Here is a 17,495-nt window from a genome sequence, read left to right on the forward strand (position 1 = left end):
GGTTGGGACGGTATCTGACGCCGGATCCGGTGAGGCTCGCAGGTGGGTTGAATCAGTACCGGTATGTGCCGAGTCCGACGGGGTGGGTGGATCCGTTGGGGTTGAGCTCGAATTGCCCGCCGCCGAACAAGCCGGGTTGTTCATCACCGGACAGGGTTGATGGTTCAATTGTTGATGAGGCTAACCCAACGCTACCCAAACCGAATTCCCGCCCTCAATATTTTGGAAGTGACGAAAAGCTCTTAGGCCATTTTGAAAAGCATGGCGCCGAATTCAAGGCGATGAACAAGGGGGAATATTTACTCGTCGCACGAGAAGTAGTGAATCAAGGTACTCGTGTGGAGTATTTATACAAAGGAGAGGTGCGATCAGGGTATTTGCTATTGATGGGAAACAATCGGAAAGGTGAAGCGAAATTTGCTTTCGTGGGCACTAACACGAATGATGAAATTACGACGTTACACACCAAAAGTGGAAAGGAGTTTTGGCGGACAATCAATGGCAACGCACAAGATAAAACTGTGAGGCCTGCTCATGACTAAGACATACAAAGCATTAGTGGTCGGAATAGATCAATTTGTAGAAGACGCTATTGACCTGGTAGTTGAGGGCTTTTCGCTCAGGTGTTTCGTCAGCTACAGTCCGTCAAAAATAGTGGTGGGAAGTACTTACGACGTGGAGTTCGAAATGCTGCTGCCTGATGAAGAGTGCGTGATAGCAACCGAACGCGAAAACCAGCAGATTGAGATGCTTGACGGCGGGTTCTCCTGTGACATTTATGGCTACTTGGATGGAGACACCTTCCGATCGTTTGTCGATTTTTCGGACCAGGATATCCACTACGAATATCCCCATCTGAATGGGCGCTACGTTAAAGTCAGCGCAGACAGGATTGATGTTTCTTTTTCTGTTCAATAGCCAATGAAACGATGCTTGGGCTGGCCCTTGCGCTTGCAGGCCATCCAGGAATCACACGATGAGCACTACTCCTCTGCGTCTTCATCCTCCAACGGTAACTCATCCAGCCCCAAAGGATCCGTAGGCGAAGGCAACGGATACTCCGGCGTTTGATCGACATCGTCATCCTTCTGCTCACCACTCATCTCACACCTCGCAAGGGCCTGACCGAACCCCAGGCCATGAAGACTCAAAAGCAGCACTGACGCGCGCAATCAAAAGAACAAACAATCACTGCTCATCCTCATCCTCCTCATACTCCATATCTGCCTCATCCGCATCATTCAACGGCACCGTCGCATCATCCATCAGCGACCCCGGATCCTCGTTCCCCGGATCATTGATAAACGGCAGACCGCTCGGGCCTTTTTCTTCCTTGCCTTCGGTTTCGGGCGTCATGGCAAACCTCTACATCTGTTGGGTTGTATAACGTTCGAAAAGTCTCACAGCCAATCGTTCCAGTGTCCGACCACCAGACACGAAAAACCCGGCACCAGGCCGGGTTTGTTTTCGAATATTCAATCAATGATGGCGTTTTTTATGTTTGTACTTGTTGTGCTTGTGACCACCACCGGAGTGGGCTTTGCCGCCGTCATCCCCCAGATTGTTGCCCACCGCACCACCGGCCGCACCGCCCAAACCAGCACCGATGGCTGAACCGGTGGAGCCGCCCAGGCTGTTGCCGAGCACTGAACCGCCGGCTGCGCCGAGACCACCGCCGATGGCGGCTTCGGTGCGATTGTGTTTATTCGCCCCGACCGCGCTGCCCGCCGCGCCACCGACGCCTGCGCCAACCGCGGCACCGGTGCTACCGCCGAGCTGGCCACCGACCACGTTACCGAGTACACCGCCCAAACCGCCACCTACGGCGGCGCTACCATCTCCGGCGGCCATGGCGCCTTGAGCGACCAGTAATCCGAAAAACAGTGCAGACAATGACAAGCGCATTTGAACCTCACAGTTCCCGAATCGGGAGGGTATGCCCACAGGGGCCTATGTCAGATTGGAGACATTTTTCGGGAAAACGTTCAGCCATGAAAAAGCCCGACATCGAGCCGGGCTATTTCTGACAAACGTCCGTTATCAGTGACGCTTGTGCCCCTTGGACAGGTTGGCGCCGACGGCACCACCCGCAGCGCCACCGAGACCGGCGCCAATGGTCGCGCCATTTCTGCCGCCCAGGCTGTTGCCGATTACCGAACCACCGGCCGCGCCAACACCACCGCCGATAGCGGCTTTGGTGCGGCTGCCCTTGCCGGCTGCCATGGCACTGCCGGCCGCACCTGCAACACCGGCACCAATCGCGGCGCCCGTGCTGCCGCCCATCTTCTGGCCGACCACGTTACCCAGCGCGCCACCCAGACCACCGCCGAGTGCAGCAGTGCCTTCACCGGCGACCACACCTTGAGCAACCAGAAGCCCCAGAACCAGAGCAGGCAATGTTAGACGCATGACGAAAACCTCAAAAATAGGGAGATCAAAAGGGGCCGAGATTGAAAGCTGCCGACGCGCTGAAGTCCAGAAAAATCAGCTATCGCCGCGCACTTGGCGCCGATTGGACAGCGATTTGGCAAAAGGTTTTATCGCAGGCAAAAAAAAGCCCGCTGGGGAGACGGGCTGGAGACTTGCTTTCTAACGGATGGCTTCACCCTACGACCGTGGACGTGAAAAGTTTGTGAAAAAAACAAAACCAGCCCAATAGTTTGTAGGAGATTTTCTTTTCATAAACAGCAGGCATAAAAAACCCCGCTCATAGACGGGGTCGTTTGGTGTCTTCCTTACTTTCTCAAGCGAGCCGAAACCTTCGGAAGAAATTTGGCTTTCGGGCCTTTGGGCACCGTGGACTTGATCTTGCCGGTCTGCACCGGATCCTCGCCAAAGCCCGACTGGTACTCCGTCTGACCGCAACGGACACAGTTGTTGAATGAAAATTCGGCTCCATCGTCTTCGATATACGGACCAGTCATAGCCTCTCCCCTTCGTAATGGATCGATACCGGCCAAGCCTTTTTGCCCGAAAAATATCGACCTCTCAGGCTTTTGAGACTAGCTGGTCATTACTGGACTTGCGGTTCAGCTCGACCGATGCCCGACGAATGGCCTACTCCGATTCAACACCCCACGAGCCGTTGATCTCACAACGCTAAAGATTCCCGGCGACAGGCCGTTGCCCTTTTTCATACAAATAATTCTCAAGGAGAGAACATGAAAATCAACGGATTCCCGGAAATGCCTGTCGTAAAACTCACGGACGAACAGATCGCTGCCGGCAAAGCCGCCGGTGAGAAATTCAAGGAAAAGCTCGCTTCAGGCGACATCACCATCACCTACCCGGACAAACCGGTTCTGACCCCCGGCGTTATCTACCACCCGAGTCAGCCGGCCGATCCGACGCCCGCCACCGGCACCCCGCCTCTGGTCGCAATCGATACGCCCCTGACCTACGACGCACACGGGCTTGTCATCCTCAAGCCACAGGGCTGATCGAAAGCAGAAAAACAAAAAGCCCATTCATCGTCTGAATGGGCTTGCTTGAACACGGCGACGGCATCAACGCAACTTGACCGCCGTCCCTGTCGCAAAGACAACAACCATGCCGCCCTTGCCCGCCGGCATGCTGATCTCGAAATCCAGCCCGACCACCGCATCCGCCTGCAACGCCCGCGCCCGCTCCTTGATCTCGTCCGTCGCCTGAACCCGCGCCTCTTTCAACGCACGCTCCAGCGTCTGCGACCGCCCACCGAAAAAGTCGCGCATGCCGGCAAACAGGTCACGGATCACATTGACGCCCTGCACCGACTCCGCGCTGACAATGTCCAGGTACGCGGTGATCTGTCGGCCTTCGATGGCGTGGGTGGTGGAGATGATCATGGGAGCAATCCTTTTTTCTACTGATAAAGCGGCGATTGTAATGCGCTATGGGAAATCAGACCGAGCACTTGCACGTATCACCTGCGCAGCGGATTAAAATCCAGACGCCAGAAACCACAAAACCCCTGATCTCTTTCGAAATCAGGGGTTTTGCGTATTGAATGTGGCGGTGAAGGAGAGATTCGAACTCTCGATACAGTTTCCTGTATACACACTTTCCAGGCGTGCTCCTTAAGCCACTCGGACACTTCACCGTATCTCTTCAAACATGTTCTGTCTGTCGAGGCGCGCTAATGTAGTCGAAAGCTTTTCTGATGGCAAACTTTTTTTCAGAATTTTCATGCGGTTAAGACAAAAAGGCGTTTCGCCCCACCCTGGGCGATGGCAAACCGGCCAATCTCTGGTGACGGCCGCCCTTCTATATAGAAGCAGAACGGCGTGCTACGCCGGGCGCGGCCGGAAACGGTGACCGGCGAGTCAGTCACAGCGCTTTACCTGGCCTACGGCGGTGGGTAACGTCTGCCCATCTTTCTTACAAGGAATAGCGTCATGAGTGAGTTGATTGCCTACCACCTCGAAGACGGTATCGCGACCCTGACCTTGAACAACGGCAAGGTCAATGCCATTTCCCCGGACGTGATTGCGGCGTTCAATGCGGCGCTGGATCAGGCGAAGACTGATCGTGCCATCGTGATCATTACCGGTCAGCCGGGGATTCTGTCTGGCGGCTATGACTTGAAGGTGATGACCGCCGGGCCTAAAGAAGCCGTGGCGCTGGTGACTGCGGGTTCGACACTCGCCCGTCGCCTGCTCTCCCACCCATTCCCGGTGATCGTTGCCTGCCCTGGCCACGCCGTGGCCAAAGGTGCATTCCTGCTGCTGTCCGCCGACTACCGCATTGGTGTCGACGGCCCTTTCAGCATTGGCCTGAACGAAGTGCAGATCGGCATGACCATGCACCACGCCGGCATCGAGCTGGCGCGTGATCGTCTGCGTCGTTCAGCGTTCCACCGTTCGGTGATCAACGGCGAGATGTTTGATCCGAAAAGCGCGGTGGATGCCGGTTTCCTCGACAAGGTGGTGGCTGCCGAGGAGCTGCAAGGCGCAGCCCTGGCAGCAGCGCGTCAGTTGAAGAAGATCAACATGAACGCGCACAAGAACACCAAGCTCAAAGTGCGCAAGGCGCTGCTCGAAACCCTCGACAACGCGATCATCCAGGACCAGGAGCATCTGGGCTAAGCCCGCGCTTCCCGAGCCGAAGAAAAGCCCGACCGTCGTGTCGGGCTTTTTCTTGCGCGTTCGGTTGATCGAGCGTCGACTGCTCTAGCACGGGTCTGACAATCAACTCGGAAACATGCGCTTAAACATCGCCTATCTCCGGACTCTATAGCAGCAATTGCCGAAAACAGTGCACATCCGTACACTGCGCCACCTTTTGTCCCGGTGGGGCCTGAAAATGCTGTTTGTGTTTCGTATGTTATTGATGGGCCTGCACTTTATTCTGGCCGGCGTGCTGGGAGTGATCCTCGGGTTGTGCCGTCCGTTCAATCCGGACAACAGCCGACTGTGCGCCCGCCTCTATGCGCTGCCGGCCATGTGCATTCTGCGCCTGCGGGTAAAAGCCGACGTCGCCCCGTTGATGAACAAGCCTGACAGCTGCGTAATCATCGCCAACCATCAGTCCAACTACGACCTGTTCGTGTTCGGCAACGTGGTACCCCGGCGGACCGTGTGCATCGGCAAAAAGAGCCTGAAATGGGTGCCACTGTTCGGCCAATTGTTCTGGCTGGCGGGCAACGTGTTGATCGATCGTGGAAACGCGCACAAGGCGCGCAAGTCGATGCTCACCACCACCCACACCCTGCAACACGAAGACACGTCGATCTGGGTATTCCCGGAAGGCACGCGCAACCTCGGAGAAGAGCTGCTGCCGTTCAAGAAAGGCGCGTTCCAGATGGCGATCGCCGCCGGTGTGCCGATCGTGCCGGTGTGCGTCAGCAGCTACATCAAGCACATGCGCCTGAACCGCTGGCGCAGCGGGAAAATTCTCATACGCTCGCTGCCGGCGATTCCTACAGCCGGGCTGACCATGGATGACATGCCCATGCTCATGTCCCAGTGCCGCGAGCAGATGCGCGAATGCATCGCCGCGATGGATCAGCAGCTGCAGGCTGCGTGAAAAACAAACCCGCCTTGTGCGGGTTTTCTTTTGCCGGGTGAACTGTGCAGATTTCACTGACTCTCAAGCAGCGACACGGCTAAGCTGAAGCCTTGCATTCCCTGCCATCTGCCAAGAAGAAGTGAACCACCACCATGGGTCGAGTTGTTGCTGCTGCGGTTTACAGCGCCGGTAAGAAAGTCACCAATATTACCCTCGATGAGGGCGCCGCCTGGGCCGCGAAAACCGGGCACTTTGTCTGGATCGGCCTGGAAGAGCCGGACGCTCAAGAGCTGGCCAATCTGCAGCGCCAGTTCAACCTGCACGAACTGGCCATCGAAGACGCTCTGGAAAAACACAGCCGGCCGAAGCTGGAAACCTTTGGTGACGCTTTGTTTATCGTCATCTACTCGCCCATCCGTGAACACGGGATTTTGCAGTTCATCGAAACGCATATCTTCGCCGGCAAGGGCTACATCATCACCGCCCGCAACGGTCACTCGGCGTCCTACGCGCATGTCCGCCAACGCTGTGAGGCGCGTCCGCTGCTGCTGGAGCACGGCGAAGATTTCGTACTCTATGCAATCCTGGATTTCGTCATCGAAAACTACCAGCCGGTGGGCGAAGCGATCCATGCCGAGATCGACGAACTGGAGCGCAACGTGCTGTGCAGTGCATTGAACGAGCATGACATTCAGAAACTCCACGGCCTGCGCCGTGACGTGTTGCGCCTGCGCCGCTATGCAGCGCCGATGGTCGAGATCGGCGAGGAACTGCAGAAACTGAGTTTCCCGTTCATCGACAAGAACATGCGCCCGTACTTCCGCGATGTGCAGATTCACGTCACGCGGCAGATGGAAGACCTGACCACGCTGGCGGACATTGCCAGCCAGACCATCGAGATCGGCGTGTTGCTGGAGGCGTCACGGCAGAGCGTGGTGCAGCGCAAGTTTGCCGCGTGGGCGGCGATTCTGGCGTTCCCGACGGCGGTGGCGGGAATATACGGGATGAACTTCCAGAACATGCCGGAGCTGAGCTGGCACTACGGCTATTTCGGTGTGCTGGGGTTTATCACGGTGGGGTGTGTGAGTTTGTGGGCGAGTTTCAAGAAGTCGGGGTGGTTGTAGTCCCTGTGGCGAGGGAGCTTGCTCCCGCTGGGGTGCAAAGACCCCCATACAGACATCAAGTTGCCGCAAATTACGGCTGCTGCGCATCCGAGCGGGAGCAAGCTCCCTCGCCACATAGATAAATGTCAGGTCTTAAATCGCTTCGGCTTCTGGCTTGTGCGCCACAAACCGCATCATCCACTCTGCCACGGTCGTGCCATGGTGCTCCTGCTCCAGACTGGCCACGCCTTTCGAGTAGATCTGCGAACCCAGCGCTTCCTGGCGCAGATCCAAGAGCGCCCGCGAATAGTCGTGAATGAATTCCGGGTGGCCCTGGAAGCACAGCACCTGATCGTTGATGTGGTACGCGGCAAACGGGCAGAAATCGCTGGAGGCAATGACCGTGGCGTTTTCCGGCAGTGCGGTGACCTGATCCTGGTGACTGATCAGCAGCGTCAGCTCTTCACGCACCGGGCTCATCCACGGCGCCTTGGCCGCCAGTTTGTAGTTGTGGGTGCCGACGCCCCAGCCCTGGCTGGCGCGCTCGCTCTTGCCACCGAGCAGCAGCGCCAGCAATTGATGGCCGAAGCACACGCCGAGCAGCTTGTCGCCACGCTCGTAACGGGTCAGCAGGTATTGCTTGAGGGTCTGGATCCACGGGTCGGTGCCGAACGAATCGGCCTTGCTGCCGGTGATCAGGTACGCATCGAAGGTCAGGTCGTCGCTCGGGTATTCGCCCTGCATCACGTTGTACACGGTGAACTCGGCGGCAATCGGTTGCTGCGAGAACAGGCGCTGAAACATCTGCCCGTAACCCTGATATTGATCGACCAGTTCCGGACGCAGGATGTCGGTTTCCAGAATGCAGATGCGTAGCGACATAAAAAATACCTGACACGTGATGGGAATAATGAACACCCCAGAGCCTGCCTTGAAACACCCCGGCAAGGCAAGCCCCGCAGCGCTCAGCCGATCACTTAAAACAACTCGCCTTTCGCGGCTTTTTCCAGCAGCAGCGCCGGTGGTGCAAAGCGCTCGCCGTACTGCTCGGCCAGATACTGCGCGCGTGCGACGAAGTCCTGCACCCCGTACTGATTGATGAATTGCAAGGCGCCGCCGGTCCACGGCGCAAACCCGATGCCGAAGATCGAGCCGACGTTAGCATCCGCCGTCGAAGTCAGCACGCCCTCCTCCACGCAGCGCACGGTTTCCAGGGCCTGCACGAACAGCAGACGATCACGCACATCCTTCGGCGAAATCTGCCCGTCGGCCTGCTCGAAACACGTCCTCAACTCCGGCCACAGATGCTTCTGACCACCCGGCGGGTAATCGTAGAAGCCACCGCCGGCGGCTTTGCCCGGACGCTTGTATTCGTTGAGCAGCAAGTCAATCACGGCGAACGCCGGATGTTCGATCGGCGGTTTCCCTTCCGCTTGCAGGTCTTTGGCCGTTTGCTGACGGATATGGCTCATCAGGCTGAGGGAAACTTCGTCGGAGATCGCCAGCGGCCCCACCGGCATCCCGGCCTTGCGCGCTTCGGTCTCGATCATCGGCGCGCTCACACCCTCGCCGAGCATGGCGATGCCTTCATTGGTGAAGGTGCCGAACACTCGCGAGGTAAAGAAGCCACGACTGTCGTTGACCACGATCGGGGTTTTCTTGATCTGCAGGACGAAGTCGAAACCCCGCGCCAGGGTTTCAGCACTGGTTTGCGCACCTTTGATGATTTCCACCAGCGGCATTTTGTCCACCGGGCTGAAGAAGTGCAGACCGATGAACTTGCTCTGATCGGGTACTGCGCTCGCCAGCCCGGTGATCGGCAACGTTGAAGTATTGGAGGCAATCACCGCCTCGCTACCGACTACCCGCTGCGCCGCTACCGAAACCTTGGCTTTCAGTTCGCGATCCTCGAACACGGCTTCGATGATCAAATCGCAACCCGCCAGATCAGCATCGCTCTCGCTGGTCTGGATCCGCGCCAGCACCGCCTCGCGATTTTCAACCGTCATCTGCCCACGGGCGACTTTCTTGTCCAGCAGCGCCGCCGAATGGGCCTTGCCCTTCTCGGCCGCCGCCAGGTTGATGTCCTTGAGCACCACATCGATACCGGCCGAAGCACTGACGAAGGCAATCCCGGCCCCCATCATGCCCGCGCCCAGCACACCGACCTTGCGCGTGACATACGGCGCAAACCCTTGAGGGCGCGAGCCACCGGCGTTGATTTCGTTGAGCTGGAACCAGAAGGTGCCGATCAGGTTTTTCGAGATCTGGCCGGTGGTCAGTTCGGTGAAGTAACGGGTTTCGATCAGGTGCGCGGTGTCGAAATCGACCTGCGCGCCCTCCACCGCCGCACACAGAATCTTCTCTGGCGCTGGCAGCGTGCCCTGGGTTTTGCTGCGCAGGATCGACGGCGCAATCGCCAGCATCTGCGCGACTTTCGGATTCGACGGCGTGCCGCCGGGGATCTGATAGCCCTTCACGTCCCAACGCTGCACTGCCGTCGGGTTGGCGACAATCCAGGCGCGCGCCTTGGCCAGCAGCTCGTCGCGATCCACCGCCAGTTCATCGATCAGACCGGCCTGCAATGCCTGTTGCGGGCGCACCTTCTTGCCTTCGAGCAGGTACGGCAAGGCTTTTTCGATACCGAGCATGCGCACCATGCGCACCACCCCGCCACCGCCCGGCAACAGACCGAGGGTCACTTCCGGCAGACCGAGTTGCACCGCCGCATCGTCCAGCGCTACTCGGTGATGGCAAGCCAGACAGATTTCCCAGCCACCGCCGAGCGCGGCGCCGTTGATCGCCGCGACCACCGGTTTGCCGAGGGTTTCCAGGGTGCGCAATTGCCCCTTGAGGCCCAGCACCATGTCATAGAAAGTTTTGGCTTCGGGTTTGCCGACCTTGATCAGCTCATTGAGGTCGCCGCCGGCAAAGAAGGTTTTCTTCGCCGAGGTGATGATGACCCCGGCGATGTTGTCTTTGTCCGCCACCAGCCGCGCAACGCAGGCGCCCATGGCCTCGCGATACACGGCGTTCATGGTGTTGGCGCTCTGGCCCGGCATGTCGATGGTCAGCACGACGATGGCGTCCTGGCCTTTTTCGTAACGAATGGCTTCGCTCATAACAAGGTTTCCTTGAATTCAGGGCTCAGAGGCGTTCGATGATGGTGGCAATGCCCATGCCGCCGCCAACACACAGCGTCGCCAGGCCGTAGCGCAGGCGCCGGGCTTCCAGTTCATCGAGCAAGGTGCCGAGGATCGCGCAACCGGTGGCGCCCAGCGGATGGCCCATGGCGATCGAGCCGCCGTTGACGTTGACCTTGTCCGGGTCGACCGCCATGTCCTTGATGAACTTGAGCACCACCGAAGCGAACGCCTCGTTGACCTCGAACAGATCGATGTCCTCAACACGCAGACCCGCCTTGGCCAAGGCCTTGCGCGTGGCCGGCGCCGGGCCGGTGAGCATGATGGTCGGGTCAGTGCTGGTGACCGCCGTGGCGACGATGCGCGCCCGCGGTTGCAGGCCGAGGGCGCGACCCTTGGCTTCGGAGCCGATCAACATCAGCGCCGCACCGTCAACGATCCCGGAACTGTTGCCCGGCGTATGCACGTGGTTGATCCGCTCGACATGGCTGTAGACCCGCAGCGCGGTGGCATCAAAACCCATCTGGCCGATCATCTCGAAGCTCGGCTTGAGTTTGCCGAGGCCTTCCATCGTCGATCCGGCGCGAATGAATTCGTCGTGATCGAGCAGGATGATGCCGTTCTGATCCTGCACCGGCACCAGCGACTTGTTGAACGAACCGTCGGCCCGCGCCCGCGCGGCTTTCTGTTGCGAGTGCAGCGCGTAGGCATCGACGTCCTCACGGCTGAAACCTTCCAGAGTGGCGATCAGATCCGCGCCAACGCCCTGCGGGGTGAAGTGGCTGTGCAGGTTGGTCTGCGGGTCCAGCGCCCACGCACCGCCGTCACTGCCCATCGGCACCCGCGACATCGACTCGACGCCACCGACCACCACCAGGTCTTCGAACCCGGAGCGGACTTTCATCGCGCCGAGGTTGACCGCTTCCAGCCCCGAAGCGCAGAAGCGGTTGATCTGCACGCCGGCCACGCTGACGTCCCAATCCGCCACCTGCACCGAGGTTTTGGCGATGTCGGAACCTTGATCGCCGATCGGCGTGACACAGCCGAGCACCACGTCATCGACCTGGCTGGTGTCCAGCGCCGTACGGCTCTGCAGAGCGGTCAACAACCCCGCGACCAGATTCACCGGTTTGACGCTGTGCAGCGCGCCATCGGCCTTGCCTTTACCGCGGGGCGTGCGCAACGCATCGAAAATCAAAGCTTGGGTCATGACGGCCTCGAACCTGTGCGGTGAGTGAAATTCGTGGTGTCACTGTTGTCCCGCGCCGTCGAGGATTCAATGACCACAGCGCTCAATGACGTTGACGCGCACGCTCAGACGGACGGTCATCCACCCTCAGGTGAACCGGTTCAGGTCGGCGAGTTGTCTAGCAAGCGGGCGGCGCAGAAGCTGGCAATACGCCTCATGCCGTTTTTATCGTAAACGGCAGCAAATACATATGAAATGGATCTAAGCCAAGCGTGACGCGGCCTCTAAGGTAGTACATGTACGTCAGGGTCGTCGGGTTTTGCCGGGGCCGACGTTCTTCAACAGGAAGTGCAGCGTTTGCCGTCATGGATATGCAGGCAAACATCAGGAAATAACAAAAAAGGCGGTCAAGCCATGTTCAAACAACCGAAAGTTCGTCAAGCAGGACTCATTCTTTTCGCCACGACGCTGTTATTGATTTTGCCCAATCTGACCAAGGTGATTGGCTGACTCAAGCGGCAGGCGCCCGTATCACCAGACAAAATGTGACTGGCCCGCTACCCGGGCCAGCGTGGCTGTGCGAACCTTTGCACACTTCCACGACAGGGATTGCGATCTTTTGAAAACGCTCATTGTGTTCTGGGCCTTGCTGTTGAGCATGCCCTTGTCTGCCGCACAGCTGGAGCTGCAGCTGGGAGCAACCAGTCGCACCTGGCAGACCGAGGAATTGCTCAAGCATCCGCAAGCACAAACGCTGACCATCAAGAACGATGTGTCCTACAAGAAGGACATGATTTATCGCGCCGTGCCCGTGGCGGCGCTGCTCACCGGGATCAAGCCGGACGATCACCTGCAAGCGGTGGCGCTGGACGGGTTTGCCGCCGAATTGAGCGCTGCACCGTTGCTCAACACAAAAGGCGCGCGGGCCTGGCTGGCGATCGAAGACCCGACGCAGCCATGGCCGCCGCTGTCCGAAGGCAAGCACAGTGCGGGGCCATTCTATTTGGTGTGGACTGACCCGCAGGCCGGCACCATCAGCCCTGAGCAATGGCCGTTCCAAGTGGCGAGCATCAAGCGCATGGCCCCGGTGGCCGAGCGCTTCCCGGCGCTGTTGCCGGATCCCAAGCTGAAAGCGGATGACCCGGTGAATCAGGGTTTTGCGCTGTTTCAGAAGAACTGCCTGGCCTGTCACCGGTTGAACGGTGCGGGAGATGCGCAGTTCGGGCCGGATCTGAATATTCCGTACAACCCGACCGAGTACTTCGGCGCGGATTTCCTCAAACGCTACATTCGGGATCCGCAGAGTTTGCGCCAGTGGCCACAGGCGAAGATGCCGGGATTTTCGGCGGATGTGTTGCCGGAAGGGGATTTGCAGTTGTTGGTCGGCTATTTGCAGCACATGGCTGGACGCAAGGTTAAGCCCTGATCCTGTTCAAAAACTCCTTGTTCACCACAACCTCCTGTAGGAGCTGCGGCACGCTGCGATCTTTTGACCTTGAATGTAAAAGCAGAATCAAAAGATCGCAGCGTGCCGCACCTCCTGCAAGGGACGGCGCTTATTGTTGTTGCACGGAGATAACCGGCGTCGGCGACACGAACACCTTCGCATGCATCTGCTCACACCCCCCGCCCCGGCGCATGCCGCGTACCGGGCAGGCGTCCAGATAATCCAGGCCCACCGCCAGCTTCAGGTGCCGCTCAGGCCGAGCCAATTGATTGGTTACGTCAAAGCTGTACCAGGCGTCATCCAGCCACGCTTCGGCCCAGGCATGACTGGCCAGGTGCTCGGCGTCCTCGCTGTACAGATAGCCCGACACATAACGCGACGGAATCCCCAGACTACGTGCACAGGCGAGAAACGCATGGGTGTGATCCTGACAAACCCCGGCGCGCCCGGCGAAGGCTTCGGCGGCGCTGGTGTCGACTTCAGTCGAACCCGGCGTGTAGCTCATGTGCTGGTTCAAACCGTGCATCAGGTCGATCAGCGCGGTGCGATCACGTCGCTGCTTGCAGGACTTGTCGGCAAACCCCCGTAGCGCTTCGTCCGCCTCGGTCAGCCGGGTAAAACGCAGAAACGGCAGCGCCGACTGGCTTTCATGTTCGGCCTCGCGCAATTCGTCGATATCGACCTGGCCACGGGCGCCGATGATGATCGCTTCATGCGGCTCATCCATGGTCAGCACGTGCAGGATGTTGCCGAACGGATCGAGTTGGGCGCGCACCGGACGCGGCAGGTCGAGTTGCCAGCTCAACACGTGCTGACGCTCGCTGTCGTGCGGGGTCAGGCGCAAATACTGGATGCTCGCCCGCACCTGATCTTCATAGTGATAGGTGGTCTCGTGGCTTATGGAAAGTCTCATGCAGCCTCCAGGTATGAACTGTGAATCGCGTTGCCCAACTGGCGCACCAGCGGGATGAATTCGGTGAGCCAGGCGTGCAGGCCTTCGGCGAGGATTTCGTTGATGCCGGTGTAACGCAGACGCGCGTCCATTTCGGCGGCGAGGCGTTGTGCCGGACGGCCATTGGCGCCGGGCAACTGGGCGAGGATCTGGTCGATTTCCTCGGTGCAGGCACGCAACGAACGCGGGACATCGGCGCGCAACAGCAGCAGCTCGGCGACATGCCGGGCGCCGGGTGCGTCGCGGTAGATTTCGGTGTAGGCCTCGAACGATGACAACGCCCGCAGCAGCGCACTCCATTGATAATAGGCGTGCGCAGTACCGTCGCTGACGGCCTCGGCCTGATCGCCGGCCATTTCATAACGCGCATCCAGCAGGCGCAGTGTGTTATCCGCACGCTCGATGAACGTTCCCAGACGAATGAAGCGGAACGCATCGTTGCGCATGATCGTGCCGTAGGACGCGCCACGGAACAGGTGCGAGCGCTCCTTGATCCACTCGCAGAAACGGCTCATGCCGTACCGGCTGAGGCCTTGCTCGGCAATGCCGCGAATCTCCAGCCAGGTGGCGTTGATGTTCTCCCACATGTCTGCGGTGATGCGCCCGCGTACCGCATGCGCACTGGCTCGCGCTGCGCCGAGGCAGCTGTAGATGCTTGCCGGGTTGGCCGCGTCAAGGGCGAAGAAGTGCAGCAGGCGTTCGGCATGCAGTTCGCCGTGACGCTCGAGATAATCGTCGAGGGTGCCGGTGATCAACAGCGGCATGGCCAGTTCGTGCAAACCGTCGCCGCGACCGTCCTGCGGCATCAGCGACAGCGAATAGCTGATATCGAGCATCCGTGCGAGGTTTTCCGCCCGCTCCAGGTAACGCGACATCCAGTACAGATCCGAGGCAGTTCTACTTAACATGGCAAGCTTCCTTCAATCCTCGACCACCCAGGTGTCCTTGGTTCCGCCGCCCTGAGAGGAGTTCACCACCAGGGAGCCTTCACGCAGGGCGACACGGGTCAAACCGCCGGGCACGACCCGGGTTTCGCGGCCAGACAGTACAAACGGACGCAGGTCGATATGGCGCGGCGCAATGCCGTTTTCGACAAAGGTCGGACAGGTCGACAGCGACAGTGTCGGCTGCGCAATGTACGCATGGGGCTTGGCCTTGATCCGTTCACGGAACGCATCGATCTGCGCCGTGGTAGACGCCGGCCCCACCAGCATTCCGTAACCGCCGGAACCCTGGGTTTCCTTGACCACCAGATCCGGAAGATTGGCCAGTACATGGGAAAGTTCCGAGGGGTTGCGGCACTGCCAGGTCGGCACGTTCTTCAGGATCGGTTCTTCGTCGAGGTAGAAACGGATCATCTCGGTGACAAACGGGTACACCGATTTGTCGTCCGCCACGCCAGTGCCGATGGCATTGGCCAGCACCACATTGCCCGAACGATAGGACGACAGCAGCCCTGGCACGCCGAGCATCGAGTCGGGGTTGAATGCCAGCGGATCGAGGAAGGCGTCGTCGAGACGGCGGTAGATCACGTCCACCGCTTTCGGCCCGTCGGTGGTGCGCATGTACACCTTGTCGTCACGCACGAACAGATCGGCGCCCTCCACCAGTTCGACGCCCATTTCCCGTGCGAGGAAAGCATGTTCGAAGAACGCACTGTTGAAGCGTCCCGGCGTCAGCACCACCACGCTCGGGTCGTCGATCGGGCTGGAGCTCTTCAGGGTGTCGAGCAACAGGTTCGGGTAGTGGTCGATGGGCGCGATGCGCTGGGCGGCGAACAGCTCCGGAAACAGGCGCATCATCATCTTGCGGTCTTCGAGCATGTAGCTGACACCGCTCGGCGTGCGCAGGTTGTCTTCGAGTACGTAATAGGTGCCGTCGCCATCGCGCACCAGATCGACGCCGGAGATGTGCGAATAGATGTCGCGGTGCAAATCCAGGCCCTGCATCGCCAACTGGTACTGCTCGTTGGCCAGCACCTGTTCGGCAGGGATGATCCCGGCCTTGATGATGCGCTGCTCGTGATAAAGGTCGGCGAGGAACATGTTCAACGCCTTGACCCGCTGGATGCAGCCGCGCTCGACGATCCGCCACTCGCTGGCGGGAATGCTGCGCGGAATGGTGTCGAAAGGAATCAGGCGCTCGGTGCCCTGCTCGTCCCCATAGAGCGTGAAGGTGATGCCGGCCCGGTGGAACAGCAGATCGGCCTCGCGTCGCCGTTGTGCCAGCAACTCGTCAGGCGTGTCGGCCAGCCAGCGGGCGAACTCGCGGTAATGCGGGCGAACCTGGCCGCCGGCATCGTACATTTCATCAAAATAGGTGCGGATCATGCCGTACTCCTTGTCACCCGGACCTACAGGCCTTCGCAAGGCCCGTGCCATCGGCATAAACGCTTTGATTTCAATCGCTTGGATAATCACCCCGCAAGCACCGCACCATTCCTGTGCGGCAAATGCCCCAAGCTGATTGCCCCCGCCTCATTGCGACGCAGTGCTGTCGCCTATCACCAGCATAGTCAGAGTTGATTTCACTGCCTGGGCCGGGCTGCGGATAATCGGCGCATCCGCTGAAAACTTCCCCCGGTGAAGGCTTCAGCTCCACTGATCCGGACTGCCCGCGCAGTCCCCGCAGGCCGTAACCCTGACCGGTTTCCTCTCCTTATCGGTCTTCCCTTTTAGCCACCCTCTCCGGTGGCTTTTTTTTGCCTTTCTGAAATGTTTTGAAAGCAAAAGCAAAAGATCGCAGCCTCCGGCAGCTTCTACACCAATCACCTGTAGGAGCTGCCGAAGGCTGCGATCTTTTGACTTGAAAAAGCTGATCAGAGATCAATTCAGACGATGGCGGTTGCGCACCTCCTGCTTGACGCCCCAACCCTCGATGATGCCGCCCAGCGGCTCGACCACGGCAGAGAAACCCTGCTCGAAATCGCCAATGTCGTCATAGGTCGCGTACATCACTTTGCTCAGTTCCAACGACCAGGCGCCATCGTCGCGTGCACTGACCTGGGCATTGATGGATTCACCACGAAATTTGCCTGCCGCCCTGCGCGCCCGCTCCTCGTCCGGGAAAATGGCGTAGAACTCGATGGGATGGAAACGGGAAAAGTCGAAACCGCCTTCTTTCATGCGGCGCAGCACGTTGCTGCTGATGTCTTCTTGATAGGCTGTGCTCATGAATCGTCCCCCTCGGATAGATGGATAGACTTTCCGTATTCCCGCCCCGGGCCTTACAGGCCAAAAGTACATCGGCAAACGGGTTGCCGGCGGGAAACAAGCATGTAGCTGACAAGACCAGACCTTAGCGATTGTTTCGCTGATCTCGCTTGCAGAGTAGCCCCAAGATAGAGCTGCTGCCAAGGTCTGGTGCTTCAAGTGACAGGAAGAATTTCAGATTGGAGTGATGCTGCGGATCTTGATGCTGTTTTGGGTTTCGAGGCTTTTGACGCCAGCATCGGGGGTTCGCCCTTCCAGATCGTTCAGATCCAGTTTGGCGGCCACAGGCAGAAGCCGTTCCTTGATCAGGCGTGCAGCCTCGTCATCGCTGGGGCATTCCGCGCGCTCGAACACCTCATCGACAATTTCACCATGATCGTCCACGAAAGTGACTTTCCACTTTTGCATCGGTGCCTCCTCGATCAAACCCGCAAATGGGCTTACTTCTATCTCGACTTTTG

Annotated in this window: 20 protein-coding genes and 1 tRNA gene; 7 read left to right on the forward strand and 14 right to left on the reverse strand. The window is 59.0% G+C overall.

Translation table 11 applies throughout. The annotated features are described in order from the left end of the window. The coding region (locus BW33_RS28410) for an RHS repeat-associated core domain-containing protein (protein WP_330217163.1) at window positions 1–542 on the forward strand (542 nt) is incomplete at its 5' end. Beyond that, complete coding sequence (locus BW33_RS10580; RefSeq protein ID WP_047598830.1) at window positions 535–918, forward strand: hypothetical protein; 384 nt, start codon at window positions 535–537, stop codon at window positions 916–918. The genes BW33_RS28410 and BW33_RS10580, both read left to right, overlap by 8 nt. Before the next feature lie 270 nt (window positions 919–1,188). On the opposite strand, the gene BW33_RS29965 is transcribed toward BW33_RS10580, so the two are convergent. The 4 genes from BW33_RS29965 to BW33_RS10600 all read right to left on the reverse strand — a co-directional run bounded on the left by BW33_RS29965 (window position 1,189) and on the right by BW33_RS10600 (window position 2,924). Further along, on the reverse strand, window positions 1,189–1,356 hold the full coding sequence (locus BW33_RS29965; RefSeq protein ID WP_003223252.1) for a hypothetical protein: 168 nt from the start codon (window positions 1,354–1,356) through the stop codon (window positions 1,189–1,191). Window positions 1,357–1,479: 123 nt separating this feature from the next. After that, the gene (locus BW33_RS10590; RefSeq protein WP_047598836.1) at window positions 1,480–1,905 is read right to left on the reverse strand and encodes a YMGG-like glycine zipper-containing protein; all 426 of its coding nucleotides are present in this window, start codon (window positions 1,903–1,905) and stop codon (window positions 1,480–1,482) included. 135 nt (window positions 1,906–2,040) lie between these two features. Next, on the reverse strand, window positions 2,041–2,409 hold the full coding sequence (locus tag BW33_RS10595; protein ID WP_047598837.1) for a glycine zipper domain-containing protein: 369 nt from the start codon (window positions 2,407–2,409) through the stop codon (window positions 2,041–2,043). A 326-nt stretch (window positions 2,410–2,735) separates the two neighbouring features. Next, complete coding sequence (locus BW33_RS10600) at window positions 2,736–2,924, reverse strand: hypothetical protein (protein ID WP_047598838.1); 189 nt, start codon at window positions 2,922–2,924, stop codon at window positions 2,736–2,738. 237 nt (window positions 2,925–3,161) lie between these two features. On the opposite strand from BW33_RS10600, the gene BW33_RS10605 reads away from it, so the two are divergent. Next, entirely contained in the window at window positions 3,162–3,440 is a 279-nt protein-coding gene (locus BW33_RS10605; protein WP_047598840.1) for a hypothetical protein, read from the forward strand. Between the two features lie 66 nt (window positions 3,441–3,506). On the opposite strand, the gene BW33_RS10610 is transcribed toward BW33_RS10605, so the two are convergent. Both BW33_RS10610 and BW33_RS10615 read right to left on the reverse strand, forming a co-directional pair. Then, window positions 3,507–3,827, reverse strand: a complete 321-nt coding sequence (locus BW33_RS10610) for a YbjQ family protein (RefSeq protein ID WP_007960724.1) — start codon at window positions 3,825–3,827, stop codon at window positions 3,507–3,509. Between the two features lie 164 nt (window positions 3,828–3,991). Continuing rightward, a tRNA-Ser gene (locus tag BW33_RS10615) sits at window positions 3,992–4,081 on the reverse strand. A 295-nt stretch (window positions 4,082–4,376) separates the two neighbouring features. Between BW33_RS10615 and BW33_RS10620 the strand changes: the two genes are divergently transcribed. The 3 genes from BW33_RS10620 to BW33_RS10630 all read left to right on the forward strand — a co-directional run bounded on the left by BW33_RS10620 (window position 4,377) and on the right by BW33_RS10630 (window position 7,112). Further along, window positions 4,377–5,066, forward strand: a complete 690-nt coding sequence (locus BW33_RS10620; RefSeq protein ID WP_047598841.1) for a crotonase/enoyl-CoA hydratase family protein — start codon at window positions 4,377–4,379, stop codon at window positions 5,064–5,066. A gap of 217 nt (window positions 5,067–5,283) precedes the next feature. Next, entirely contained in the window at window positions 5,284–6,006 is a 723-nt protein-coding gene (locus BW33_RS10625; protein ID WP_047598843.1) for a 1-acylglycerol-3-phosphate O-acyltransferase, read from the forward strand. Between the two features lie 134 nt (window positions 6,007–6,140). Further along, entirely contained in the window at window positions 6,141–7,112 is a 972-nt protein-coding gene (locus tag BW33_RS10630) for a magnesium and cobalt transport protein CorA (protein ID WP_047598844.1), read from the forward strand. 132 nt (window positions 7,113–7,244) lie between these two features. Here the strand turns inward: BW33_RS10630 and BW33_RS10635 are convergent, their stop codons facing one another. The 3 genes from BW33_RS10635 to BW33_RS10645 form a co-directional block, all read right to left on the reverse strand. Next, window positions 7,245–7,973, reverse strand: a complete 729-nt coding sequence (locus BW33_RS10635; protein ID WP_047598845.1) for an amidotransferase — start codon at window positions 7,971–7,973, stop codon at window positions 7,245–7,247. 95 nt (window positions 7,974–8,068) lie between these two features. Then, window positions 8,069–10,213 (reverse strand): 3-hydroxyacyl-CoA dehydrogenase NAD-binding domain-containing protein, encoded by a 2,145-nt coding sequence (locus tag BW33_RS10640; protein WP_047598847.1) that lies wholly within the window; start codon window positions 10,211–10,213, stop codon window positions 8,069–8,071. A gap of 25 nt (window positions 10,214–10,238) precedes the next feature. After that, a complete protein-coding gene (locus BW33_RS10645) occupies window positions 10,239–11,444 on the reverse strand; it encodes an acetyl-CoA C-acetyltransferase (RefSeq protein ID WP_047598848.1) in 1,206 nt (401 codons plus the stop codon). A 637-nt stretch (window positions 11,445–12,081) separates the two neighbouring features. Here BW33_RS10645 and BW33_RS10650 point away from each other — a divergent pair. Then, entirely contained in the window at window positions 12,082–12,849 is a 768-nt protein-coding gene (locus BW33_RS10650) for a c-type cytochrome (protein WP_052032708.1), read from the forward strand. Between the two features lie 130 nt (window positions 12,850–12,979). Here the strand turns inward: BW33_RS10650 and BW33_RS10655 are convergent, their stop codons facing one another. The 5 genes from BW33_RS10655 to BW33_RS10675 form a co-directional block, all read right to left on the reverse strand. Beyond that, window positions 12,980–13,783 (reverse strand): transglutaminase family protein, encoded by an 804-nt coding sequence (locus BW33_RS10655; protein WP_047598850.1) that lies wholly within the window; start codon window positions 13,781–13,783, stop codon window positions 12,980–12,982. Continuing rightward, window positions 13,780–14,730 carry an alpha-E domain-containing protein gene (locus tag BW33_RS10660; RefSeq protein ID WP_027613321.1) on the reverse strand — a complete coding sequence of 317 codons (951 nt, stop codon included), beginning with the start codon at window positions 14,728–14,730 and terminating at the stop codon, window positions 13,780–13,782. The genes BW33_RS10655 and BW33_RS10660 overlap by 4 nt, the downstream gene beginning before the upstream one ends. A gap of 12 nt (window positions 14,731–14,742) precedes the next feature. Then, window positions 14,743–16,152: a circularly permuted type 2 ATP-grasp protein gene (locus BW33_RS10665; protein ID WP_027613322.1), complete on the reverse strand. Its 1,410-nt coding sequence runs from the start codon at window positions 16,150–16,152 to the stop codon at window positions 14,743–14,745. Window positions 16,153–16,647: 495 nt separating this feature from the next. Continuing rightward, entirely contained in the window at window positions 16,648–16,995 is a 348-nt protein-coding gene (locus tag BW33_RS10670; RefSeq protein WP_007960698.1) for a ribonuclease E inhibitor RraB, read from the reverse strand. Window positions 16,996–17,208: 213 nt separating this feature from the next. After that, window positions 17,209–17,442: a hypothetical protein gene (locus BW33_RS10675; RefSeq protein ID WP_041068889.1), complete on the reverse strand. Its 234-nt coding sequence runs from the start codon at window positions 17,440–17,442 to the stop codon at window positions 17,209–17,211. Window positions 17,443–17,495: the final 53 nt, after the last annotated feature.

The sequence above is a fragment of the Pseudomonas sp. RIT288 genome (assembly GCF_000631985.1).
Classification (GTDB): domain Bacteria; phylum Pseudomonadota; class Gammaproteobacteria; order Pseudomonadales; family Pseudomonadaceae; genus Aquipseudomonas.